Source organism: Mesorhizobium sp. WSM4810, from assembly GCF_055811235.1.
The window spans coordinates 12988-35749 of the sequence record NZ_JBVVQV010000023.1 but is presented as its reverse complement, the minus strand read 5'-3'; the positions used below and the strand labels follow the sequence as shown (position 1 = coordinate 35749).

Below are 22762 nucleotides of genomic sequence, written 5' to 3'. Positions count from 1 at the left end.
TGGCACGAATGGCCCTGCTTGAAACTCCCGCGCGCAAGGAACCGATGTTGTCGAGGACTTGATTCCCGCGATTCTAGTCTAGAACCGAACGATCCGAGACGGGCGCCGCCACGATTTGTATGGCGGCTTCCGCACTGTGCTGACCGGATCGGCGCGCCTCCTGCATCGCGGCCCTTGAGCCGACCTCGAACGTTTGCGGCCGGTCAATGCCTGACACAATGACCGGCAGCTGTGTCGAGCCTGCTATGCGGCTGCACGCTGATCCTGGCCATCAATCGAAGACGCAAGATCGATTTCGATTTCCGCAAGCTGCCGGCGCTTCTCGGCCAGTTCACCGGAGAATCCGAACTCGCCGCCCTCACGCGAGCGATAGGAGGTGAGCCTGCGCTCGGCATCCTCAAGACGCTGGCGATATCGTTCCTGCTCGCCCTCGAAGCCGGCTAAGGCATGCTCGAGCCGGGCGATGGCGCCAAGCGGCGAGGTGGTGACGGGGAGCTCGATTTCATACTCGGCGCCGGTGCGCATCAGCATGGTGGCATAGCGATAGCCGTCCTTGCCGAAACGCTCGCCAGAATATTCGAAATCGAACCCGCCGATGGAGGCGATAGTAGTGGTTTCGCCTTGCTGCTGAAGCTGCACGAGAGTCAGGATTTCCTTCATCAGCGCACGACCGGCGAGTTTGCGCTCCGTGAACGCGTCGCCCCCGACCACCATGCTGAACCGATCGCCGGTCGTCGGCACGAGGCGCTCGATATCCTGCCCGACCTCGCTGAGGCGCCGGGTCGAGTATTCGATATCGCGCTCGGCATCGCGGATCTGCCGTCGAACGGCGTGCTCGTCATCAATGTGGGCCGCGCGAAGGCGCTCCAGACGGGCAATGTCTGCCTCCAGACCTGCCTTCTGCATCAGACGCGGATCGCCCGAGGCGATCGCCTTGGCCATCGCGAACTGGCTGGCCTGCCCCTCACCCATATCCTCCAACCGCCGGATGGATGTGTCTCCGGAAAGGGCGGCCGCGATGAACCGGGCCTTGCGCTCGTTGTTCTGCCACATCTGGGCGTCCATCGATCCTTCCGTGGCGTAGGCGAAGATGTCGATGACATCGTGCTGGTTGCCCTGCCGCAGTATACGGCCTTCGCGCTGTTCGATCTGGGAGGGAAGCCACGGCACGTCGAGATGATGCAGCGCCTTGAGGCGGAGCTGCGCGTTGACGCCGGTGCCCATCGTGTCGGAGGAGCCGATCAGGAACCGGACCTTGCCGGCCCGCACATCACCGAACAGGCGCTGCTTGGCTTGCGCCTTCTTGAAATCCTGCATAAAGGCGATCTCGGAGGGCGGAACGCCCATGCGGACCAGTTCGTCGCGAATCCAGCGATAGGCCGAGAAGCCTCTGGTTTTCTCGACGCCGATCGTGCCGAGATCTGAGAAGATCATCTGCGCTGCCCCCGGAAGCTCGAACAGCTTGCCGTCGGCGCGGACATAGCTGCTTTGCGCTGTTTCCTGCCAGATGCGGAAGACATTGCCGATGAGAGCGTTGAGCTTGTTCTCCGGCTCATCGTCATTGTCCGGATCGACCAGGCGCAGGTCGATCGCGGCGTGGCGGCCATCGCTGATGACCGAGAGCAGGATGTCGTCACCAGGTTCTGCCGGACGGTCGCGTTCCTCGATGGCCTTGATGCGGGCGTCAAGCACCATCTGGTAGCGCTTGAAGGCCGCAGACGGCTTGGCGGTGATGATCTGACGTGCGCCGGTCGAAAGCGCCGGCACCTTCACATATGCCCGAAGATCTTCCGGCATCACCACATCCGCGAACGAGCGGAACATGGCGATCAGCTCCGGCACGTTGACGAAGGTGGCGAAGCGCGTCACCGGCTTGTATTTGCCGGATGGCTGCAATTCGAGTTCAGTCGTGATGTCGCCGAAGGTCGAAGCCCAAGCGTCGAACTCGTGCAGGCCGCGCTGAAGCAGCGCCTCGTAACCGAGATAGCGCTGCACCGAGAACATCTCGCCAAGCGTATTGGTGATCGGCGTGCCGGAGGCCAGCACGAGCGCCCGGCCCGGATTCTTCGTCTCCACGAACCGGGATTTTACATAAAGGTCCCAGGCCCGCTGCGAGCCGTTCGGATCGACTCCCTTGAGCGTCGACATGTTGGTGGCGAAGCTGAGTTTCCTGAACTCCTGGGCTTCATCGACGATGATCTGGTCGACGCCGATCTCGGAGATGGTCAGCAGGTCGTCCTTGCGGGTCGCCAGCGCCTGCAGCCGTTCCCTGAGCCCCTCCTTCAGCCGCTCGAGGCGCTTGCGCGAGACGCGGTCGTCGCTCTGGACCTTGGTCAGCAGCGTCTCGTAGAGCTCGAGCTCGTCCTGGATCATCTGTTGCTCGAATGCCGACGGCACGCCGATGAAGCGGAAGGCGCTGTGCGTGATGATGATCGCGTCCCAGGCGGCGGTCGCCGCCCGTGACAGGAAGCGATGCCGCTTGTCCTTGGAAAAATTCGTCTCGTCGGCGACGAGGATCCGCGCGGTCGGATAGAGCGCCAGAAATTCGCGGGCCGCCTGTGCAAGGCAATGGCCGGGAACGACCAGCATGGCCTTGGCGATCAGGCCAAGCCGGCGCTGCTCCATGACGCCCGCGGCAATCGTCATGGTCTTGCCGGCGCCGACGGCATGGGCGAGATAGGTCGATCCGGCCGAGACGATGCGCCAGATGCCGCGCTTTTGGTGCCCATAAAGAGAAAAGGCGCCGGAGGCGCCTGGAAGTTGCAGGTGATCCCCGTTGAATCTTCGGGGGGCGATGTTGTTGAAGCGGTCATTATAGACCCGCGCCAGCCGGTCGGTCCGGTCGGGATCGGACCAGATCCAGTTCTGGAAAGCGGTCTTGATCTTCTGCAGCTTTTCCTTGGCGGCTTCCGTATCCACAACATTGAGCACGCGCTTTTCAGCATGGCCCTCCTTCACGGTGTCGAAGATCTGCGGCACCCGGCTGTTCAGCGCGTCGGCTATAAGCTCGCCGGCATGACGGCGATCGGTGCCCCATTCGGACGTGCCGGCCGCCATCCATCCCAATTGCCGCGCCTCGACGGTCCACGATGCCAGCTCCGGCATATGATGGATCCTGATCTCGGCACCCATCGCCTCCTTGACGAAGGCGACGACGTCAGCGGCTGGAATCCATGGCGCGCCGAGACGCGCGGTGATATCCGAGGGACGAAGATCGGCAGGCTGCACGCCCTGCAGCGCCGAGACGTTGCGCTCATAGGCGAAATCGAGGGCGGCAGCGGCTTCCGCGGCCTTCAACTTGTCGCGGACCTGACCGGAGAGATAGGCGTCGGCCGTTTGCCACGAACCGGTCTCCGGATCGCGGTAGATGGCGTCTCTCAGCTCGCCTATGACGTCATCGACATTCTCATGCAGCAATTCGGCGATGTGATCGATGTCAGTATAGCCGCGTTCGTTGAGCACGACGGCAAGCGCATCGGCAGCACTTGTGATGATGGGTGCTGCGGGCGGAGCGATGACGCGCTCGGTGAAAATCGGACCCGGCCGGGCGGTATTGGTCTCGAGATCGTAGTCCTCGATGGAGGCGACCAGCCAGCAATCGGGATCATCAAGGAAGGGCTGCAGGTTGGGGCGGCGATGTGTTTCGCGGACCGCCCCGGTCTCGGCGTCCTCGCTGGTGGAAACGACGGTCGTGTTGATCGGGCCGAAGTCGCGCACAAAATTCGACCAGGCGATGCGCAGCCTGACTTGGGCCGGTTTCCAGGGCCGGTCGAACTCCTGGGCCTTTAGGACTTCCCGCACGGCATCACGGATGGGGATCAGCTTGCTGATGATGCGTGCATGCTTTTCGGGGATGCCTTCGGCGGTGCGGCCCTTGCGTACGGTGATCGTCACAGCAGCGCCACCGATCATCTGCGCAAGGGCGGTATTTTTCGCGACGAAGAAACTGCCCTCGCGCACACTGGGGACTTCCGGCAGGGCATCCACGACATCGGCACTGTCATCGGCGTCATGATCAATCTCGTCCGGCTCGCCGTCATAAATGGCTTCCGGAAGGAGGGAGATCGCAGCCGTGAGCGCCCGCTCCAGATCGACACCGGGATGAGGCAGGCAGGAATAGGCCTCGCCGTAAGGCCCCGAGATAGTGGCATGCGTGCCGAGCACGAAATCCGGGTGGCGCGCGAACCAGCGGTTCACGCGGATCGCGCCTTCATCCTCCATCGCCTGGCGGACTTCCTCGATGTCGAGCCAGGAGAGATCACCTTCGGGCTCGGTCACCTTGCGCTTGCGGAAAAACAGCACGTCGACCACGACGTCCGTGCCGGCGTCGGCGCGGAAGCTGCCTGCGGGCAGACGGATGGCGGCGATCAGGTCCGCCGTTTTGGCGACATGCTCACGCGCGCAAGAATCCACCTTGTCCAAAGTGCCGGAGCTGGTGACGAAGGCGGCGATAGCGCCCGGCTTCAACAGGTCGACGGATCGGGCGATGAAGTAGTCGTGAAGACACAGCCCGAGCGAACGATAGGCCCGGTCGGAGCGCACCGTGCGATCGGAAAATGGCGGATTGCCGATGGCTAGATCGAAACTCGCCGGCAGCTCCGTGCGGGCGAAGTCGCCGGTGACGATCCATGCCCGGGGCTGCAACAGCCTTGTGATGCGTGCCGTGACCGGATCGAGTTCGATCCCGGTGACGTGTGACACATCGCGTAGCGCTTCGGGCATCAGCGCCGGAAACAGGCCCGTGCCGATCCCGGGCTCGAGCACACGGCCGCCGCGCCAGCCGAGCCGCTGCAGGCCTGACCACATCGCGCGGCCGATGAACTCCGGCGTGAAGTGGGCATACTGGGTGCAGCGGGCGAGCGAGGCGTAGTCGATCTCGCCGACGGCATCCTCCAGAGAAGAGCCGATCTCGTCCCAGCCTTTGTGGAAGTCGACCTCGCCGGGACGGCGGAAGACGCCATTGGCAAGGTCGGACGCGCCAAAGCCGGTGAAGCGGATCAGCCTCTCCTGCTCCTCGAGCGTGGCCGGGCGCTCGTCCGCTTCGATCTCGGCGGCGAGCCGGATCGCAGCGATATTGTCGCGCGCGCGCTCCTTCCAGCCCCGCGCCAAGCCACGGCGATCGGCGAGCTGGAAGTTCAGGCCGCGGGCGCGGCAGGCGGTCGATGGCCGCCGCACGACTGCCGCGACCGGCATCGCTGGCGCCGGCGACGACGGATCAGGATCGTCGTCGCCGTCGGGCTCGAGCTCGCCAGTATCGCCAAAAGCCGTCACGCCGAGTCCGAGGCCGGAGGAAAGCGCGGTGTTGCCGAAAAGGTCGATGGCGAAAGGATCGTCATGCGACATGGCTGGATCTCCTGAATAAGGGCGCACGTCGCCGTTCCGCTGGAAGGCTCCAGCCGGCCGGACGTGCGCGGGATGTGGGGGATTGGGATGTTGGACGGCCGCCGGACGGCGCCCGTCGACGGATCGCTAGTCTCGCTCGATCACGAAGAGCTGCATCGAGTCCTGTAGGAACGCGATGCGCAGATGCGTGCAGCCGGGACTGGCTGCGATCAGAGCCTCAAGGCCTTCGGCGTCGAGGAAATCCACGCCGTCGTCGCCGCCGAACGTCCGGCGTTTGACCTCGAACCAGTCGTCGTTTGTGCGCGGATCGCATTCCTCGGCGTAGGCGACGAGCGGCTTCGCCCCGTTGGCGAGTTCGCCGTTGGAGCATAGGTAGACGCCGTGGTCTCCGACGAGCCAGAGGCCGGGCTTCCGGTTGTCGGCGCTGGATAGTCCAAGGTGAGGATCGCGGAGACCGCCATTGGCTTTCGCGTCGGCAATCCCGCGAGCGATGACCTCGCGGACGGCGGTGATGGTGAACGTCAACATCATCTCAGGCCTCCGTCACGCCGCGATCGCGTCTGGGAGATAGCGCAGATGCACGGGCAGCTTCGCCGCGATCTCCGCATCGGTAAGGTCGTCCAGCAGCTTCAGCGTGGTGCCATGTCGGCCGCCATAAAACATCACCGTGCGCTTGCCGCGGTCGCGTTCCGGCCAGCGCTCACCGGCGTAGCCGCGATAGTCGTCGTGGGTGCTCGACCAGATGTGCTCCAGGCGCTCCTCGCGGGTCATCGCCCGAACGGGACGGGTTTCGCGTTCGACGATCGCATCGCGCATCCGCTCAGGCGAGCCCTTTTCGAGCAGGTCGCAATAGCCGTGGAAATACCGCATGCGGCCATCGATGTTCAGGGCGTAGAAGATGCTGGTGATGCGGTCGGTGAGAAACTCACGCAGCGCGAACATCTCGCCTCGCATCCAGAGCGGCGGCAGGATCTCGAACATGTAATCGTGCTCGGCCTCTGATGTCTCGAACCATTCGCCGCGGTACAAAGCACTGGCATCGTCCTGGAACCGATCAGGACGCTGAGCGTGGCGGTCGAACATGCGGAACATCTGCCGGCGATCGGCGATGCCGTGATAAACCTTGCGGACGGACAAGAGGGTCATGTGCGGGCTCCTTTCAGCCTCGTCGGGCTGGAGCGCGGCTCATCCACTCGATGTCGCCATCCTATTCCGCCCTTCCTGACCCCTCCTCCGCGGCCGCCTCTCCGTCCGGCCGGGTCAAGGGCCGCGAAGCGGGCGCAGCTTTACCCTTGACGCGGCCGGCGGGCATGCGGCAGCCAGGCTTTCTTATTGCCTCTTTTCTCCCTTTACCCGGTTCTTCACCCTTGCTTGAGCTCGGTATTCCAGTCCTCCTCGTGCGGGCGGAGACGTTCGAAGCCGCAGCTAGCCTCGCGGGCGACCGCTTCGAGGCGAACCGCGTAGGTGTCGCCCTGCGCGTTGTTGTCGGTGGCGGCGACCAGCAATAGGCCCTCCCGCGCCGCCAGCAGCCGGATAGCCGCATCGGTGGCAGGAGCCCAGCCACCCCCGGTACTGACATAGAGGCTATCGCGCCGAGTGCTCTCCAGCGCCGCGAGGCTCATGGCGTCGATCGCGGCCTCGGTGACGCAGAGACGGAGCGCATCGCAGAAGCCAAAGCGGAACAGCACCTTTGCGCCGCCGGTCGAGAAGCCGCGCCATTTCGGACCGCGTTCCTCGCAGCCTGTCACGACCCCCTCCCCGTCCCTGTGAGCGGCCCACATGCTGCCGCGAGGACCTTCGCGCAGGAGGTCGTGCCGGATAGCTGTGCTGATCACGGCTTCCGGAAGATGGCGGTCGTCGCGCAGGTAGCGCCATGTCATCGATCCCGGCCACGGCTTGCGGCGGGCGCTCCAGCGTTCGGCGACGCCGAGATCGGGCTTGCGATGCCGGGCCTGCCTCTTCCACACAGGCTCGCGCGGCTCGTAGCCGACCAGGCGGGCGACCAGCAACTTCGCCTCCCCGAAACGGACCCCATGCAGATGGGTCATCAGCGAGAACACATCCCCCTTCGAGTCGGAGAGCGGATCGAACCAGCCTCTTCCGTCATGGATCACGATGACGATCTCGTCGCCGCGCCGGTATTTGACCGCACGTCGGGTGCTCTCCTTCACGTCGATCGCGTAACCGGCCTGATCCAGCGCCGCCGCGCAGGCCACCCTTTGTCGAAGTTCATCGAGTTCGTCCTGTTCCATGTCCCTCTTTCGCGCGCCGCAGGCGCCCGCCTTTCTTCAGGTTTTCTTTCCCGCACCTTGCGGGACGCCTTCCGGATGCCGCGAAGAGCAAAGGCGGCAAGGGCGCGGCTGGCAATGTGTGTTTTTGCACCTCGCGCCGTCGCCCGCGGGCCAGCTGCGGCGCAGCTTCCCTTGCCGGCGCAAGCTCGCAAGTGGCCCCTCCGGGAGGAGGAAGCCGGCTCAATGAGCCGGCCCGTGTCCAAAGGGATCGTATTCGGCGAGGGTCTCGACCTCATCGTCGTCGAGTTCGGCGCTCGGCAGGACGCCTAATTCGTCGCCGGAGCGGAAGAGCGTGACAGGGACCATGAGGGTGCGGGCGAGCTCGAAGGCGTGGCTTTGGGCGAGGGAAAGATCTTGCGACATCTGAGGGCTCCGTCTTTGGAGCGGGCCAATTCCCGCTCGATGGCTCCTCAAAGGTCGGGCTCCGGGCGCGATCACCGCAAAGGCAAAGCCGGCGCGGCCGCAGCTTGCTAGCGGACCCCTTAAGGGGTTGATCGTGGAAGATCCGGAGCTGGACCAGGAAGCCATCTCAAGAGAGCGGGATTGGGCTGCGGGCCGAGCCCGCGGGCCGCCCGATCGGCTCGCACATTAAAGGGTCAGGACAAGAACTGTTCCCTTGAACGCGCTAAGACGAACAGAAAGCGAACACGGCGATCGGCATTGGCTTTCCCGAACGGGCTGCTTGGTAGCTGTGCTGCTCTGCGACCTCTGGGAACGTGACAATATCGACACTTCTCGGACCTTCCACCGAGGTGTTGAACGGGAAGCCCTGACGACCATCGGAGACCTTCTTCCTTCTCTATGCGAATGGCAGCACCTTTCTCGCCGTTCGAAGTGCAAAGCGCTAAGCCCGAAACCGGACGTTCGTTCAGTTTGCACTTGCTACTGATCGAACGATGGAAATGGATACTTATCAATCATTACGGAACTGAGCTTATTCACAACAGTCCTTGCGCTTGCGGCTTTGCCGCCGCCATGCTCGACTATCACGCAAGTATTGGGGGCACGACGCGGACATGAACGTTGCGATTGAGAATTCTACGGCGGCGGCTGCCGTGACAACCGGAGCCGGACTATGGCTGCCTCCGCAGGTCATTGCGGCCTTGCTCGCGCTTGCCGGCGTGATCGTCGGCCTGATCGCTCGCGACATCGTCATGGCAATCTATCTGGTGCGGCAGAAGCGCGGCCATGAGCTTGCCGACAGAAAAGAAGCCGAGAGCAAGCAGCATCAGGATCTGGTGCGTCTCTATTCGGATCCGCTCAAGGACGCGGTGACGAGCCTGAGGCATCGGCTCAAGGAGATCGTCGAGCAGAAGCAAGCCCGCTATCTGCTCGCAGAGGCCCCCAACATTCCCTTCCTCGACTATAAACGGATCAGCACCCTGTATCGGATCGCTGCCGTCCTGGGCTGGATCCGGGCGATCCGGCGCGAGCGCAGCTATCTCGATCCGCTACAGGCATCGGCCTCGGTCGAAATGCAGGCCATCGCCGCATTCGAAAAGGCGCTTGCGGATGGAACTCATGTCGAGCTGCAGCGGCTCGACGAGCTGTCCAATTTGTGGCGCGTTTCTACGATCGTCCCTTACCAGAAGGGCCATATCGCCAGCCTGATCGATGGCGAGCGTGCAGACTTTCTCGCCATGAAGAAAGCGCTCAGCGCAAGTGACCTTTCCGACTCGGACCAAGTCGAACTGGCGGAGCGGTGCGCCACGATCATCCGGCGGGAAGCCGGCATCGACATTCCAGCCAATCTCGTCGCGGCGACCGCGAAGCAGAGCACGGTCACCTTCGGCATCAAGGAAGCCTATATCTATCGCGACTGGCAGGTCGCGATCGGCGATATGATGCTCAAGGAAGACAAGGGGGGCACCCGCCATTTCTCGGTGCTCGGGTTCGGCGTTTTCGAGGATCTGGTTCTCGAAGCTCGCAAGGACACGCAGTCGCATGTGGCGCGCTGGATCGGGCGCCTAGAATGTCTCATCCATGATCTGGACATGACGCAGATAGGCATGTTCGACGCGAGGCGCGAGCAGTTGCGCAAGATCTACGACTGCGTGATCAGGCTCGAGGCCGGGCTTGAGGAGCGTATCCGTGGCACGACAGTGCTGTAGGCAGGCTAACCTGCGCTACACAGATCCTGCTTGGCCATACCAAGATCGAGAACACCGTGCGCTATCCCGGTGTTGACGTCGAGGATGCGCTGACCTTGGCTGAAAGAATTGAAATCTGACATTGGGGCGGTCATTCAGGGCATGCTGGATGGCCGCTTCCAACGCCAATTTCTTCTGCCGAAATGCCGGACCGGGGTGGAATACGGACAATCTGCTTTGAGCGCGGATGTCATGAAAGCAGAAGCATGCGGGGTCAGCTACTAAACGAATCCTTCGAAACTAAGTCGGTTGTGGAAGACGTTTCGCAGCGCTCCCAATAATGATGTGGATTATTCGACGCCGCATCACCGACTATTCGTTGGAAACGACGTACGGAACTCCTTGAAACGCTTATACGAATAATTAACTCTGGGAGAATTCCCTTGGCGTCCAAGACGATTCGGGGAAATGGGCACGGGAAGAGGGACCGATCAGACTCAGTCTGTCGGAGGGGGCTATGAACGCATTCACCGCATCGATCACGCCGCAAGCGGAGCGGCATCTGGAAGCACTGGCCGAGGAGCTGGAGATTCCTGCTAGCCGCTACGAGTCGGCCGAGCGCAGCTACAAGTCCTTCGGCGATTGGCTCCATCGGCCGACGTCAACCCTGCTGAGCTATGATCCCCAAGTCTACGTACAGGGGTCATTCCGTTTGGGGACCGCGATCAAACCCATCAGTGAGGCCGAAGACTACGACGTGGACTCGGTTTGTGAGTTCAAGACTTTGGGAAAGTCCTCGCTCAGCCAACGGAAGCTCAAGGCGAAACTGGGGGTCGAGGTCAAGGCCTACGCCCAAGCTCAGGGTATGAGCAAGCCCGTGGAGGAAGGGCGCCGCTGTTGGAAACTGCAATACGCCGACGGCGCGCAGTTCCACATGGATATCGTCCCCGCCCTTCCTAACGGCAACAGCATGCGACTGCTGCTCGAGCAAAAACAAATGGACACGAGCTGGACCAATACCGCCATCGCGATCACGGACAATCAGCACCCCTCCTATGAGCTAGTGAGCGAGGACTGGCCGCGCTCCAATCCCAAGGGATATGCGCAGTGGTTCCGCACCAAGGTCGTCGAGTTCAAAACCCGTCGCCTGACTGAGGATCGGGCGAAGGCCGAAGTCGAGGCGATGCCGACGTATAAGATCAAGACGCCGCTGCAATCTGCGATCATGATCCTCAAGCGGCATCGAGACTTGATGTTTGCGGACCGGTATGATGAACGTCCAATTTCGATTATCATCACCACCCTTTCCGCCCACGCCTACAAGGGCGAGGAAACGATCGGAAAGACGCTGATTTCCATCCTGACCGACATGGACCGCCATATTCGATGGGATGCCCAGGGCAATGCGGTGATCACGAACCCGACCGACCCGTTGGAGAATTTTGCCGACAAGTGGCCGCTGCACCCGGAACGCAAGCATGCTTTCGTCGAATGGTTGGAAGCTGCTCGGCGTGACTTCTTCGAGGCAGCCAAGCATTTCGACCGTCGGAAAATCACCGACGCGGTTGCACGTGGCGCCGGCCGCGCCATTGCCGAAAAGGCGGGCGACAAGGTTTTCGGCGTTGCCGCGCCGACCGTTTTGACCTCCGGCCTTGTCAGTTCGGCGGCCCAAGCAAAGGAGTCCGCAGTGAGGCTTGAGGGTGGCGGACGAAACGCGTAGGTCGAATTCCCAACTTCGGACACGTCACCGACAGGCACTGCTTGAAGTCGAGGACTGGCTTTATGCCAATTGTTCCGGCGTCACGTCCCTTAAGCGGGAGGATGTCGGCCGCATTCGCGTGGGCATGGTCGGCGGGTGGCGCCTGAAGCTGGAAACCGTGGGCGGCACCAGAGTGGTCGACGTAATGGTTTCGGCGTCGTTCCCCTTCCAACCTGCCCGCCTCCGGCTTGTCGATTTGCCGGAGGATGAGGATTGGCCGCACGTGGAAAAGGATAATGTCCTTTGCCTCGTATCCGAGACGGCGACATTCGACCCGGACGACCCGGCCGGCGGGGTCATCAATCTGTTGAACATGGTCATCGATCTTGCCGACCTGGTCGCTAGCGGCGGTGCCGACGGCGAGTTTCGAAGGGAGGTCCTGTCGTACTGGGGCCATCGCGTGCCAAGGGGGCGAAAATCGATCCTCAGCCTCGTCGAGCCGGCACCGACTTCGAGATTGGTTAGTGTCTGGGACGGCCCGGTTCAGCAGGTCATCGCGGATAACCACGACGATCTTCTGAAGTGGCTCGGAAACCGATATCTCGGTGTCCGTAAACTCCGCGTGGGCCTCGGTGCGCTTCTTTGGCTGGGTGATCCGCTGACGCCGGGCCGCTTCCCAAAGACGGCTGCCGATATACTCGAACACGCCAAATCCGTCGGCGCTCATGACGTCTTGGTCAAGGCTGCGACCTCCACGGCAGGCGATCTGACGGTCGCCTTGGGGATGGAGACCGACAATGGTGTCGCCATCGCCGGGTTGACCGTTCCGCGCCCGCGTGCAGTTCGTGGCCATGACCCCATTCATGACGGCTTTCGACTCGGAAGGACTGCCCCATGGCTTGTGGCGCGACGCTTTTTCGGCTCCGAAGCGATCCTTCGCGCAGACCTGAAGCGCGCTGACCATTCATGGATACATGGGCGCGACCAGGACAGCCGTGCGGGGGGGATCCGGCACAAGACCGTCGTTATTTTCGGGTGCGGGTCGATCGGGGCGCCCGTGGTGATAGCTTTGGCGCAGGCCGGCGTCAGCAAGTTCATTCTCGTCGACCCCGACGTGCTCAACCCGTCGAACTTGAGTCGGCATCCGTTGGGCGCGCAGTATCTGGGGCTGTACAAGTCTGAATCTTTGGCCGCCAAACTTAGGCAGGATCTGCCACACGTCTCCGCTCGCCCCGTAGTGGGTCGGATAGAAGACGTTCTCTTGACCGCCAAGGATCTGACCGAAGCTGACCTGATCGTCTCGGCAGTGGGCGATTGGGGCGCAGAGAGCATGCTCGACGCCTGGAGCGAGGCGAATGGTCGACCAGTCCCCATCGTCTACGGCTGGACCGAAGCGCATGCTTGCGCCGGTCATGCGGTGGCAGTGATGAAGGAGGGGCGATCTTTCCGGGACGGGTTTGATGCCACCGGCTTGCCCCATCTCCGAGTTACCGAATTTCCTCACTCGACCGTGAGGTACGAGCCCGCATGCGGAGCCGTCTATCAGCCGTATGGGCCGATTGAACTGCAGGGTACGCTCACGGTGATCGGTGAACTTGCCCTTGATGTCATGCTGCAGCCGCCGCCCCAATCGGTCCATCGTCTGTGGATTGGGCGTCAGCGGCAGCTGCGGCAAACCGGCGGCCAGTGGTCGGCAGCTTGGGCGAAATTGATGGGGAGCCGGACTGAAGGCGGGTTTCTCCATGATCGCCCTTGGGCTTCGACTCTCGAAGACAGGTCATTGGCAGCATGATGAGATATCCCATCGGCTCCTCGGGCCAGGACCTTGTCTTCACCCGCGACGTGATCGCTTATATCGAGCGTCATCGCCAGCTTCGATTCTGGCAAGCCGAAGCCGGTGGATCACTTTTCGCGCGCTTGTCCGACCGAGACGTTGTCGTCGAGGTGGCGACCGGCCCCAGGAAAACCGACCGCAGGACACGGTTCACCTACCGCCCCGATCGAAAGGCTGAACAGCGGGAAATCGACGAGATGCATCCCAAGAGGCTGCTGTTCGTCGGAACATGGCACAGTCACCCTGAACCCGTCCCGACCCCGTCCGCAATCGACCTGCACTCGCTGGCGGAATCCTACGTCATGTCACGACATCACTTAAACGCCTTCGTCTTAGCCATCATCGGTCAACGATCCGCGCCCGATGGTTTGCGTGTGGTCCTTGGGGACGGCCAGAACGTATTTCCGCTTGAACCCGCAAAAGCGCCTTCGGCGACCGCCGTTTTGAAACTGGAGCACGACATTGTCTAGTTCATACATTCCGCCCAAGACGCAAACGCAGCTTTGGGCGCTAGCAGCTGGTCGCTGCCAATTCGCCGGATGCAACAAACTTCTCATCGGAGACCTTGTTGCCGGTAAGGAGGACGGCAAGTTCGGCTTCATCGCACACATCGTCGCCGACAGCGAAAATGGCCCTCGAGGAGACAAGGTCCGCTCGCCCTTACTCGCGCGCGAGATCAGCAACCTGATGCTTATGTGCCCGATCCACCACAAGGAGATCGACGTCGATCATGCCGAAGACTACCCGGAGGACGTGCTTGCCGCGATGAAGCGCGAACATGAATCTCGGATCGAGATAGTCACGGACATGGACGCGGACCGAGCGGCGCATGTGCTCCGCTTCGCAGCCACGATCGGACAAATGGACTCTTTGGTGTCCACCAGGGCAATCTTCGCCGCCATGCCGCCCGATAGACATCCTGCCGAGCGACGTACGATCGACATCGAACTCAATTCAGAGGTCAAAGACGACGAGCCGTCCTACTGGGCTATGCAGAGTGAACATCTGCGGCGCCAGTTCGCCCGAAAGGTCAAGGAACGGATCGAACAGAAGGAAATTCTGCAGCTGAGCGTGTTCGCGCTTGCCCCGCAGCCTCTTCTTATCGAGCTGGGCACGCTTTTAGGCGACATTATGCCCGTTACCGTCCACCAGAAATACCGCGAGCCATCCACCTGGAAATGGCAACTGCACCAGCCCGCGATAAGCTTCAATGTCGGGGAATACTCCGGGCCCAAGGAAGTGTCGGTTGCCCTGAAGCTCGCGATCAGCGCGACGGTCGATGATCAGAGGATTCGTTCCGTATTGGGTGAAAACGCCGCGATCTGGTCGATCTCTGCCGACGAGCCCCACAATGACATCATGCGTCGACCGGAAGATCTGGCGATCTACAAGACGCAACTGCGTCGCCTGTTCGATCGCATCAAGGCGCACCACGGAGAAGACGCCGTAATCAATGTGTTTCTTGCAGTGCCCGTCTCCGTTGCTGTAGAGACAGGACGGGCAAGGATGCCCAAAGCGGACTTGCCTTTGATCATTTACGATCGAATACCGGAAAAGGGTTTCGTGTCGACAATCAAGATTGGTGGCTAGTAACCCGGAATTACGCCCCGAACACCTCGGGATGGCCGACAACGGCAGCTTTCAGGCGCGGACGGCCCGAAGACAAATAGCCGATATGGGGTCGTAGCCGAAAGGCTGCTTTTCGCAAATTGGGGCCAAAACCGGACAGACCGTTCTCGGCCCCGATTGAGACGTTCACAAACTCGTACCAGAGCGTCGGCAGTTGGCGCTCCGCTCCTTCTGGCGGGCGACAAGAAGGGCGACAGTCCGCCCTTCCGCGACCTTCCCAGCCGGCCTCCGCGATCAGACGCGCTCAGCAAACTTCGTCCTCTCAATTGATCGTCTGCCGGCTCGTGGCAAATTTTCGGGCCAAGACAGAAATGCTAGCTCCCCTCTTCAATTCTTCGAGTACCTGCTGCCTGTGTGTTCCATCGAGGCGCGGTGGACGGCCAAGGGCTTTTCCTTCTGCCCTTGCCCGTTTCAGCCTTGGTCCGAGGCGGGACACGCGCAGCAGCCGCCCGCAGTAGTAGTTGGCGCCGCGGCCGCGTTCAGCGCCGTTTACGATGAACATGAGACCCGCACCGCAGCCCAGAATCACGCGGGCCGCGAAAACCGGCCAGAAGTCCCGCAGGAAGGCCAGTGCAACGAGCGCCACCGCCAGCAGCCCCACACCTGCCAGCGCCGTTCGACCCGCGCCCAACCGGCGGGCGAGGCCGGGCACCAGCACCACGCCGGTCATGAGGCCGAGGCCGGTCGCTGCCGTATTCAGGCCGTTGAGCGCGCCTGACACGCGATCCGATAGCAAGAGACCCAGAAGCGGATAGGTGGTGCCCATCGCGAGGCCGTAGATCGTCACGCCGAGAATCAGCTCTACGATCATCCGGGTTTGGGGGTTCTGCGCTCGGGTCATGGCATCCTCCTGGCGATGGGGATCCCAGGAAATCGCGCGAAGTGAGCTTTCACTCAAACGACATTTTTTGCTGCAAGCGAACGCTTTTGTTATGCTGGTCTCATGCGCAAACTGCCCAACCTCAACGCCACCCGCGCCTTCGAAGCAGCTGCCCGGCATGGCAGCTTCGCTGCGGCGGCGGACGAACTGGGCGTCAGCCATGCTGCCGTCAGCCGCCACGTGCGCAATCTGGAGATGGAACTGGGCGTGGAACTTTTCGAGCGCCACGCCCGCCATGTCGTGCTGACCGGCGAAGGCAGCCTTTTCGCCCGCACCGTCGCCCGGTCCTTCGCCGATCTGGCGCTCGGCGTCGGGCGTCTGAAACGCGGCACCGCCAAGGGAACAGTGGTTCTGGATGTGGAAACCGATCTGGCGGTCGTGTGGCTCATGCCGCGCCTGACGGCGCAGGCTCATGCCGCGGCTGACGGCGGAGGCGCTGGACGCGCTGCAGCTCAACGTCGATCTGCGCTGCCGCCCGGACCCGCCGCGCAGCCTGCCGGGCGATGTCGATCTGGTGCTGACCTGGGGACCGGCGGCGCTGATCGGCTTTCGCTCCGAGCCCTTCCTTGATCTCAATGCGTTCCCGGTCGCGTCGACCGCATTGATCGCCAAGGGGCCAGATCCGGCCTCACCAGGCTTCTACGCCGCGCACAGGCTGATCCACGAGCGCGGACTCTACTGGTGGCGACGCTATTGCGAAGCGGCAGGCGTCATGCTGGACGACGTCGACAACCACCTGTTTTTCAACCGCACCCATCTGTGCATCGACGCGGCGCTGCGCGGCCTTGGCATTGCCATCGGAGACCATCTCTCCTGCGGCCAGCATCTGCGCTCGGGGCGTCTTGTTCAGCTTCCCGGCCCGGTGCTGCCGGGACGGGAACAGTATCATCTGCTGACCCCTGACACGGCGCACCTGTCCCGGCCGGCGCGACAAATGCGCGACTGGTTGAGGAAGGCAGCCCAGAACTGAACGGACAGGCTGAAAGAACCTCACCAACGTCTGGTCTGTCTGCAACTCGGTCGTTTAGCATGGGAGCTTTCGGTTGCCGCCCGCGACCCTGTGCTGCCCTTAATTGCTGCTGCTGGAAGGTCGTGATTCAAGCCGCCACGGGGGCTCCCCGCCGCACGCACTGCTTTTTTTCAAGCGCAAAGAGTGCGTGTTTATCAGGGACAGCATCACGTCCGACAGGACTGAGAATCGCCTGGCACGAGCGCCGCGAGCACAGCCGCCAACAGCCCGCACCCGGCGAAAAAAGCATGATGGAGAACCGCGCATAGGTTGCGTTGCCCTCCGTCAGGACGTTCCCTGTGATCGAGGAAAGGGCTGCGCCACCCGCAAGGGTCATAGCGCCTGCCAAGCCGGCTGCGCTTTCAGCCAGGTTCGGCCGCACCGAGAGCGCGCCGGCATTGGCGCTCGGCATGGTCAAGCCATTGCCGATGTCCGCTCGCCGCGGATTGCAGCAAGCGCAACTTTCGCCTTGAACTCAGGGCTGTGATTACGGCGGGGGCGTTTCGTCATGATCTCTCCTGTTCCCGGCTTCTATGCCGTGTTCAGGCAGAAATTCCACTTATAACCCCTGTCCAAATTTCCCGATCCAGCTCTCTAACTTGAACAACAAGCATGCCTTATTTGGCCGGGGCGCTGATGCCCAACGACCGCTTTTCGTCGCAAATATCCCGAAACCTTTGACACGTTTTGCGACTGCGACGAAAAGGTCCGCTTTGCGGGCTTAGCCGCGACGTGGCGCCTGGCGACTCGAAGCGGTCATCGTATCAAGGACCAGGCCGGGGGCACCTCTGGTTAGGCTGATGAAAAACAAGTCACTTCGCCATGCGCAAGATCACCATGGAGTCTCACGCCCTTATTTCAGCACTGCCGCTCGTCTGCCCTACTCGGCCGGGGTCAGCCTTCACCGCCAAACTGATGACGCGGCGACGTTCCTATTGGGTCAGGCGAAGCTTCTCGAAGGTGCCGCTCATCTCGTTGCCCTGGCCCGGTCAATCGCCCTCTCGGTCTCGCGATTGGCAGAGTTGCTCCTGAGGTGCGCGCCGGCGAGCTCGAGGAGCGCGTAGGCTATCTCGTCCTCGGTCCAGCCGGATTCCGCTGCCCGCTCAGCCAATTGCTGAAAGGCCGGTTCCAAGGCGAGCTGGCATTGAAGGCCGCGATCCGGATGGTCGGCAGGGCAGCTTGGTTCCACGATCACGACTTTTGATCGCTTCATTGCAGGCCATGGGCTCTCGCCCCTCTCCTTTTGCCACACGAGGCGCGCCAGCTCACGTGCCGTTGGTGCGCGCCACGGCAACCGCTTCATCTTGTCAACCAGCCGCTCCAGCGATCCGGCGCGCTCCAGCTCCGCAAAGAAATGATGCGGGGTGACGCTACCCAGCCGGTGCATCTCGGCCAGGTTCCACACATATGGATAGTCGACCTTGAAATCGGATCGAGGCGAGGCCTTGGACGGTTCAGCCTTGGTCAGGATGCCGCCGCCCACGAGCCGATCAGCCTTCTCGATGATTTGGCGCACCCTCGATTTCGACAGGCTATATTCCTGCGCCAGGTCGGCGAAACTCTTGCCTTTCAGAAAGCCTTCGACCAGGGCGACATTCCTATCGACGGTCGGGCTAAACGCCCAACAGGCGCGCAGTTTTTCCAGTATCATTCCGTTCGTTCATCCGGTTGTTCACGCCCCCCTTGCAAACCCTACCCGGCCAAATCAGCGCTTGGAAGACACGACTCACATCATGGCGTACGTTGCTGCGAAAACTGCCAACTGACATAAACGATTAGCGACTTCTGGTCTGATCTCGGCACCGATGCGGCCGACTGTGGCCATGTGAACACGAAAGATGCGGCGATCACCAGGATCGTTGCTGACCGCCGACCTCGCGAATGTCGGACCGGTAGCTCTCGGCTGACCACTTCAGTTTGAAGATGGTTGATTTGGTCATCGAGGCTCGATCCATCAGGATCGGTGTCGACGATTGTATATTTGAGGAACCCGAATTCGTTTGACTCGCGGAATTCGCTGTACGGTGGATCATCCCAAGCGCGGGGGGCGTGTATCCTAACTCTCCTGTGCATTGAGGGCTGAAATGAAAGCCAATCGGATCCACCTCTGCTACGATAGGCGGGCTCACACCTGCGGCCTATGCCGCCACGCTAACAGCAACACACGGCTGCGCAACTCGACCGGCATCGGCGATCGCCCGTTGCCCCATACGCGCTCAGGCGCGCAATTCTCAACCGAGGACTCTGGCGTCAGCCGGTGCCAAAGCTGGTCACAGCATTTTGTCCGAGTCCGATTGACGACAATCTGTGTTCAGATCCAGACATCCTAAGGGTTAGGATCAAGCCGGCCAGGGGGCGACTCCTCCGATTTGTGGTCGCTGCTCACAACCCGTTTGGTGGCATGCCAATTGCATATTCATAGCCATGATACGTGTTCCGACATGGCCCGTCGCGCAGTCTTTAGCCCAGGAGTTCACATGACATTCGTCCGAACGCAATACAGGCTGCGCATCCCATGGGACGCCCCAGCTCCGTTGGATCTCGCTGCGATCGGCACAGGACCGCTATCCCGCAGACCGCTTTCAGGCTGTTGTCAGCTAGGGCTGCCATAAGGGTTCTCGTAAAACAAACATTCAGGAGAACTTAGGTCTCGACCACATGAATATCGGCCGCTTCGCCGGCTCTCGCAACGGGACATAACACCAGATCCTCTTCAAATCCGTGATGATCCAAAAGGAAAATGAAAAATGCCTACCTCAGAAAAAGACGCTGTAGGGCGCTCGAAGCTCCAGAAATTGCGGTCTCACTGGCCACGAATCATACTTGCTGCCACGGCGTTGGCCATTGTAATGACCGCGCCAGCTCCGGCCGTCACCCAAGACGCTGACAAGCATTACTCCGACCAAAGCTTGGTTGCTGAAAGCTTGGATTGTATACTTCAGTGGTGCATTGGCCCTCCACCGGTGGAATGATCGCTATCGCAGGGGAATGGGCAGAGCGGCACAAGACGGCCGTTCGCGTCGGTCAAATACATAATCACCCATGTTTTTGGCGCCGAGGTGCAGGCGGGCGAGATGGTGGGGCGGTGAGGGACCTGTACCGCAGCAGCGAGGCCACGAGCAGCGACCCGAGCCATGCGCCACGCTGCAGGACCTCGATTTCGGGCCAAGCCTCAAGACAGCAACTCGCCTTGCTGCTCGGAAATCATAAGGCTTTGTGGGGCGGTTAAGCAGCGCGATATGGCCGCGGCGATCACGAAGTTTCATGATCTTTTCCCCTGTTCAGACGGTCAGGCTGCCTTCGCCGCCGGCTTGGCTGCCTTGACATGGGTTAATACTGCGGCGACCGTCGACGCTGACCGGAACGTCACCGTCAACCGTGGCGCGACGCACGACCCGGTGCTGGTCGCCATAGTCGTTGACCGCAAAATGCTGGGTAGCACGGTTGTCCCAGATAGCGACGTCGCCTACTTGCCAGCGCCACCGCACGGTATTTTCCGGGGCAGTGACGTAGGACTGGAACACCTCGTAGAGTTTGGCAGAATCGCTCTTGGAAAGGCCGACGAGGCGCTGCACGAAATTGCCGAGCAGCAGCGACTTCTCCCCGGTTTCCGGATGGACGCGCACGACCGGATGCTCGGTCTCGTAGATCGTCGATGTGAAGACTTCCTCGAAGTGCTTCTTCTCTTCGGCTGTGGCGCGCGGGCGCACGGCTGCGTAGTCGTAGGCATTGCTATGAATAGCCCACAGATTGTCCGCTAATATTTTAAGCGGCGCCGGCAGATTCTCGTACGCGGCGTGCGTGTTGGACCAGATCGTGTCGCCCCCCGCCGCCGGAATGACGACGCCACGTAGGACCGAGAATTTCGGATAGGCATCGACGAAAGTCACGTCGGTATGCCACTGGTCTGCCCTGCCACCGCCACGGCCGGAATCGAGATTGAGGATTGAGGCCGTGCCGGCTGCCGGCCCCTGCGTCGGATGAGGTACAAGGTCACCCAGACGCCTCGCGAACAATTCCTGCTCCGCATCGTCGAGATGCTCCTGGCCGCGGAAGAAGATCACCTTGTGTTTTAGAAGAAGCTGGTTGATGGCTGCTATCGCTGCGTCCGAAAGGTCTCCGCCAAGGCGGACGCCTCTGATTTCAGCTCCAACACGGCTGGTCAGCGGTACAACGTCGGAGTCAGGAATGGTCTGGTTGACAAGGACTGGATTGCTCAATGGGGATCTCCTGATTGATCTTGGAAGGGGACAGCAAGTCACATCCGGCCAGCGGATGTCGCGCGGCGTTGAAAGTCTCATCGCGAGTCAACAGAGCTATTGAACAAGATAATCGACTTAAACATAGAAACAATGTTCCAAATTAAACTGGCTCGACGAAAGAGCCGTCTCCGTTGCTGCGGTCTCGGTGTTGAGTTCTCTCTGGGCAAGGAAACGGCGCGAGATGGGGGTTGATGGTGCAGATTCAGCGCCGGATCAGGAAGGCCATCGCGGAAGCAACGGATCGCCTTGCTAGTGGACGCCTGGACCACTCTGCTGCTGAGGAGCGCGGGGGCTGCCGCCCATTCTCCGTTATCCCGCGAACAATTCCTTGTACCCTGTCGTCACCATCCAGTTCGCCCGATCAAGATGGCTTCGCGCGGCTTTGCGGGCGCGCTCCGGTTCCTGTAGCGGATCGATGCCGAGGATCTCCTGCGCCATCTCCTCATAGCTGGCATCATCGGCGGCCGCATCCAGGAACCTCAGGTACAGCGTGTGGTGCTGCTTATTTACGTGGTCAGGCTGTCGGACCATGGCACTTCTTCCTGGATTGCCGGTTTCGTTCCGACTTTCATGGCAGTTCGGTACTCCATCATTATTTCAGTGGGATATTCCTTCGACAGGTTAGCCAAAGCAGACAGCAATCATAGTCCTAAATGACAATCCCTGATCTCTCCGCAAATGTCCCGCCGCGGCCGTGCTTCGGGACAGCTTCAATATTCTGCCGCCCAGCCCAGGCTCAACGGCGGCAGATCCTCGAGTTCCCTCCGTGTGGGCGGCGTGCACGCGAGGCGCGGCAAACTTGCAGCGATGCCGAGATGAACGAAATTCATGAGCGCGCGTCCAAGCTCTCAATCGCTGCGCAGAATCTTTGCTTCGAGCGCGGCTGCCACAAAAGCACGCCGAGCGACTGGTGGATGAGCCTCACCTCGCAACACCTGCAGACAGGCGTCCATTGCTGCCTTGCGCTTCGCGGTCTGACGATGGAGATGCCACAGCAGGATGTTGGACGCGTCATTGACATCGAACACGACACGCTCCGAACTGTGACGGCTAACTTGAACAACGACTGGCCTTTCAAATCTGCTCGAGCCGGTCATCACTCCCCCTCTACGCCCAGCGGCGACAGCTCGCATTTATTTCCTTAGCCGAAAGATTCGGCTGCACCCTCGCAGCTAAACTTGGTCGCTGGCGTCCAAGCCATCGTCATGAGCGCTGTCTGGTTCATGTTGGGTGGCGCGGGATTTGGCTAGCTCGATCTCGACAATGTCGCCTTGCGCCAGTGTCGCAAAGTTTGTGGAAGCCTACGCCTGCACCTTTCCGCTGCCCGTCTTGCACGCAGCGATCCACTGCATGGCGGAGGTTGGGTCTTCCAATATCGCAACTCTTTTTGCAAAGCCGACAAAGGCATTGCTGGCAGCGTCTACCGGTATGTGCCCAGCATATGCATCACAACATGCCCTCAGGGCGGTCTCGTAGGTCAGGTCTCTGCGATCCTCGGGCCACTCATTGAGAAAATCGATAGCGTCCGCAAGACTGGCAATCTCTTGCACGATATAGCTGGCTCGCTTCACGAAAATGGGGCTGCTGAAAGCCTCAGCATTCATTCGTTCCCTCCCACCTGCTCCATAGCCAATTTGCGCGACGCCGGGCCGCATCGATGCCCGCCGATCATTGCAGCAATGTGCTATCAGGGCGATGACGATTCAAGAGGACGAAGATGCGTGA

Annotated in this window: 16 protein-coding genes and 3 pseudogenes; 7 read left to right on the top strand and 12 right to left on the bottom strand. The window is 61.3% G+C overall.

Annotated features, from left to right (window positions below; genetic code table 11):
- Window positions 1–243: 243 nt before the first annotated feature.
- The 5 genes from AC0L3O_RS26545 to AC0L3O_RS26525 form a co-directional block, all read right to left on the bottom strand.
- Complete coding sequence (locus tag AC0L3O_RS26545; protein WP_473617021.1) at window positions 244–5343, bottom strand: lactate dehydrogenase; 5100 nt, start codon at window positions 5341–5343, stop codon at window positions 244–246.
- A 126-nt stretch (window positions 5344–5469) separates the two neighbouring features.
- On the bottom strand, window positions 5470–5871 hold the full coding sequence (locus tag AC0L3O_RS26540) for a DUF3085 domain-containing protein (RefSeq protein ID WP_473617098.1): 402 nt from the start codon (window positions 5869–5871) through the stop codon (window positions 5470–5472).
- A 15-nt stretch (window positions 5872–5886) separates the two neighbouring features.
- Window positions 5887–6489: a DUF1419 domain-containing protein gene (locus tag AC0L3O_RS26535; protein WP_473617019.1), complete on the bottom strand. Its 603-nt coding sequence runs from the start codon at window positions 6487–6489 to the stop codon at window positions 5887–5889.
- A 215-nt stretch (window positions 6490–6704) separates the two neighbouring features.
- Window positions 6705–7595, bottom strand: a complete 891-nt coding sequence (locus tag AC0L3O_RS26530) for a DUF3991 and toprim domain-containing protein (protein WP_473617018.1) — start codon at window positions 7593–7595, stop codon at window positions 6705–6707.
- Between the two features lie 219 nt (window positions 7596–7814).
- A complete protein-coding gene (locus AC0L3O_RS26525; protein WP_473481954.1) occupies window positions 7815–7997 on the bottom strand; it encodes a hypothetical protein in 183 nt (60 codons plus the stop codon).
- A gap of 653 nt (window positions 7998–8650) precedes the next feature.
- Between AC0L3O_RS26525 and AC0L3O_RS26520 the strand changes: the two genes are divergently transcribed.
- The 5 genes from AC0L3O_RS26520 to AC0L3O_RS26500 all read left to right on the top strand — a co-directional run bounded on the left by AC0L3O_RS26520 (window position 8651) and on the right by AC0L3O_RS26500 (window position 14847).
- A complete protein-coding gene (locus tag AC0L3O_RS26520) occupies window positions 8651–9745 on the top strand; it encodes a hypothetical protein (protein ID WP_473617017.1) in 1095 nt (364 codons plus the stop codon).
- Window positions 9746–10241: 496 nt separating this feature from the next.
- Entirely contained in the window at window positions 10242–11444 is a 1203-nt protein-coding gene (locus AC0L3O_RS26515) for a nucleotidyltransferase domain-containing protein (RefSeq protein WP_473617016.1), read from the top strand.
- Window positions 11425–13215, top strand: coding sequence for a ThiF family adenylyltransferase (locus tag AC0L3O_RS26510; protein ID WP_473481960.1), 1791 nt, complete (start codon window positions 11425–11427; stop codon window positions 13213–13215). Before AC0L3O_RS26515 ends, AC0L3O_RS26510 begins: the two co-directional genes overlap by 20 nt.
- Window positions 13215–13727 (top strand): Mov34/MPN/PAD-1 family protein, encoded by a 513-nt coding sequence (locus tag AC0L3O_RS26505; protein ID WP_473617014.1) that lies wholly within the window; start codon window positions 13215–13217, stop codon window positions 13725–13727. Before AC0L3O_RS26510 ends, AC0L3O_RS26505 begins: the two co-directional genes overlap by 1 nt.
- Entirely contained in the window at window positions 13720–14847 is a 1128-nt protein-coding gene (locus AC0L3O_RS26500; RefSeq protein ID WP_473617013.1) for an SAVED domain-containing protein, read from the top strand. The genes AC0L3O_RS26505 and AC0L3O_RS26500 overlap by 8 nt, the downstream gene beginning before the upstream one ends.
- Window positions 14848–15148: 301 nt before the next feature.
- Here AC0L3O_RS26500 and AC0L3O_RS26495 read toward each other — a convergent pair whose 3' ends face one another.
- On the bottom strand, window positions 15149–15727 hold the full coding sequence (locus AC0L3O_RS26495) for a hypothetical protein (RefSeq protein WP_473617012.1): 579 nt from the start codon (window positions 15725–15727) through the stop codon (window positions 15149–15151).
- Between the two features lie 102 nt (window positions 15728–15829).
- Here AC0L3O_RS26495 and AC0L3O_RS26490 point away from each other — a divergent pair.
- Together AC0L3O_RS26490 and AC0L3O_RS26485 are read left to right on the top strand one after the other, a co-directional pair.
- Window positions 15830–15964: pseudogene (locus tag AC0L3O_RS26490) on the top strand (LysR family transcriptional regulator); the annotation flags it as partial.
- A 214-nt stretch (window positions 15965–16178) separates the two neighbouring features.
- Window positions 16179–16736, top strand: a complete 558-nt coding sequence (locus tag AC0L3O_RS26485; protein WP_473617010.1) for a LysR substrate-binding domain-containing protein — start codon at window positions 16179–16181, stop codon at window positions 16734–16736.
- Between the two features lie 1006 nt (window positions 16737–17742).
- Here the strand turns inward: AC0L3O_RS26485 and AC0L3O_RS26480 are convergent.
- The 6 genes and pseudogenes from AC0L3O_RS26480 to AC0L3O_RS26455 all read right to left on the bottom strand — a co-directional run bounded on the left by AC0L3O_RS26480 (window position 17743) and on the right by AC0L3O_RS26455 (window position 22641).
- Window positions 17743–18426, bottom strand: coding sequence for a hypothetical protein (locus AC0L3O_RS26480; RefSeq protein WP_473481971.1), 684 nt, complete (start codon window positions 18424–18426; stop codon window positions 17743–17745).
- Window positions 18427–19811: 1385 nt separating this feature from the next.
- The gene (locus tag AC0L3O_RS26475) at window positions 19812–19925 is read right to left on the bottom strand and encodes a hypothetical protein (protein WP_287342370.1); all 114 of its coding nucleotides are present in this window, start codon (window positions 19923–19925) and stop codon (window positions 19812–19814) included.
- 139 nt (window positions 19926–20064) lie between these two features.
- Window positions 20065–20995, bottom strand: a pseudogene (locus tag AC0L3O_RS26470) (TauD/TfdA dioxygenase family protein).
- A 351-nt stretch (window positions 20996–21346) separates the two neighbouring features.
- A pseudogene (locus AC0L3O_RS26465) lies at window positions 21347–21627 on the bottom strand (DNA -binding domain-containing protein).
- 258 nt (window positions 21628–21885) lie between these two features.
- On the bottom strand, window positions 21886–22134 hold the full coding sequence (locus tag AC0L3O_RS26460; protein ID WP_473617009.1) for a DUF982 domain-containing protein: 249 nt from the start codon (window positions 22132–22134) through the stop codon (window positions 21886–21888).
- A 204-nt stretch (window positions 22135–22338) separates the two neighbouring features.
- On the bottom strand, window positions 22339–22641 hold the full coding sequence (locus AC0L3O_RS26455; protein ID WP_473617007.1) for a DUF982 domain-containing protein: 303 nt from the start codon (window positions 22639–22641) through the stop codon (window positions 22339–22341).
- Between the last annotated feature and the right edge of the window lie 121 nt (window positions 22642–22762).

Excerpts from the sequence above, each read along its gene's own strand:
- AC0L3O_RS26545 (WP_473617021.1), bottom strand. The coding sequence starts at position 5,343 with ATGTCGCATGACGATCCTTTCGCCATCGACCTTTTCGGCAACACCGCG.
- AC0L3O_RS26540 (WP_473617098.1), bottom strand. The coding sequence starts at position 5,871 with ATGTTGACGTTCACCATCACCGCCGTCCGCGAGGTCATCGCTCGCGGG.
- AC0L3O_RS26535 (WP_473617019.1), bottom strand. The coding sequence starts at position 6,489 with ATGACCCTCTTGTCCGTCCGCAAGGTTTATCACGGCATCGCCGATCGC.
- AC0L3O_RS26530 (WP_473617018.1), bottom strand. The coding sequence starts at position 7,595 with ATGGAACAGGACGAACTCGATGAACTTCGACAAAGGGTGGCCTGCGCG.
- AC0L3O_RS26525 (WP_473481954.1), bottom strand. The coding sequence starts at position 7,997 with ATGTCGCAAGATCTTTCCCTCGCCCAAAGCCACGCCTTCGAGCTCGCC.
- AC0L3O_RS26520 (WP_473617017.1), top strand. The coding sequence starts at position 8,651 with ATGAACGTTGCGATTGAGAATTCTACGGCGGCGGCTGCCGTGACAACC.
- AC0L3O_RS26515 (WP_473617016.1), top strand. The coding sequence starts at position 10,242 with ATGAACGCATTCACCGCATCGATCACGCCGCAAGCGGAGCGGCATCTG.
- AC0L3O_RS26505 (WP_473617014.1), top strand. The coding sequence starts at position 13,215 with ATGAGATATCCCATCGGCTCCTCGGGCCAGGACCTTGTCTTCACCCGC.
- AC0L3O_RS26495 (WP_473617012.1), bottom strand. The coding sequence starts at position 15,727 with ATGACCCGAGCGCAGAACCCCCAAACCCGGATGATCGTAGAGCTGATT.
- AC0L3O_RS26485 (WP_473617010.1), top strand. The coding sequence starts at position 16,179 with ATGCCGCGGCTGACGGCGGAGGCGCTGGACGCGCTGCAGCTCAACGTC.
- AC0L3O_RS26480 (WP_473481971.1), bottom strand. The coding sequence starts at position 18,426 with ATGATACTGGAAAAACTGCGCGCCTGTTGGGCGTTTAGCCCGACCGTC.
- AC0L3O_RS26460 (WP_473617009.1), bottom strand. The coding sequence starts at position 22,134 with ATGACCGGCTCGAGCAGATTTGAAAGGCCAGTCGTTGTTCAAGTTAGC.
- AC0L3O_RS26455 (WP_473617007.1), bottom strand. The coding sequence starts at position 22,641 with ATGAATGCTGAGGCTTTCAGCAGCCCCATTTTCGTGAAGCGAGCCAGC.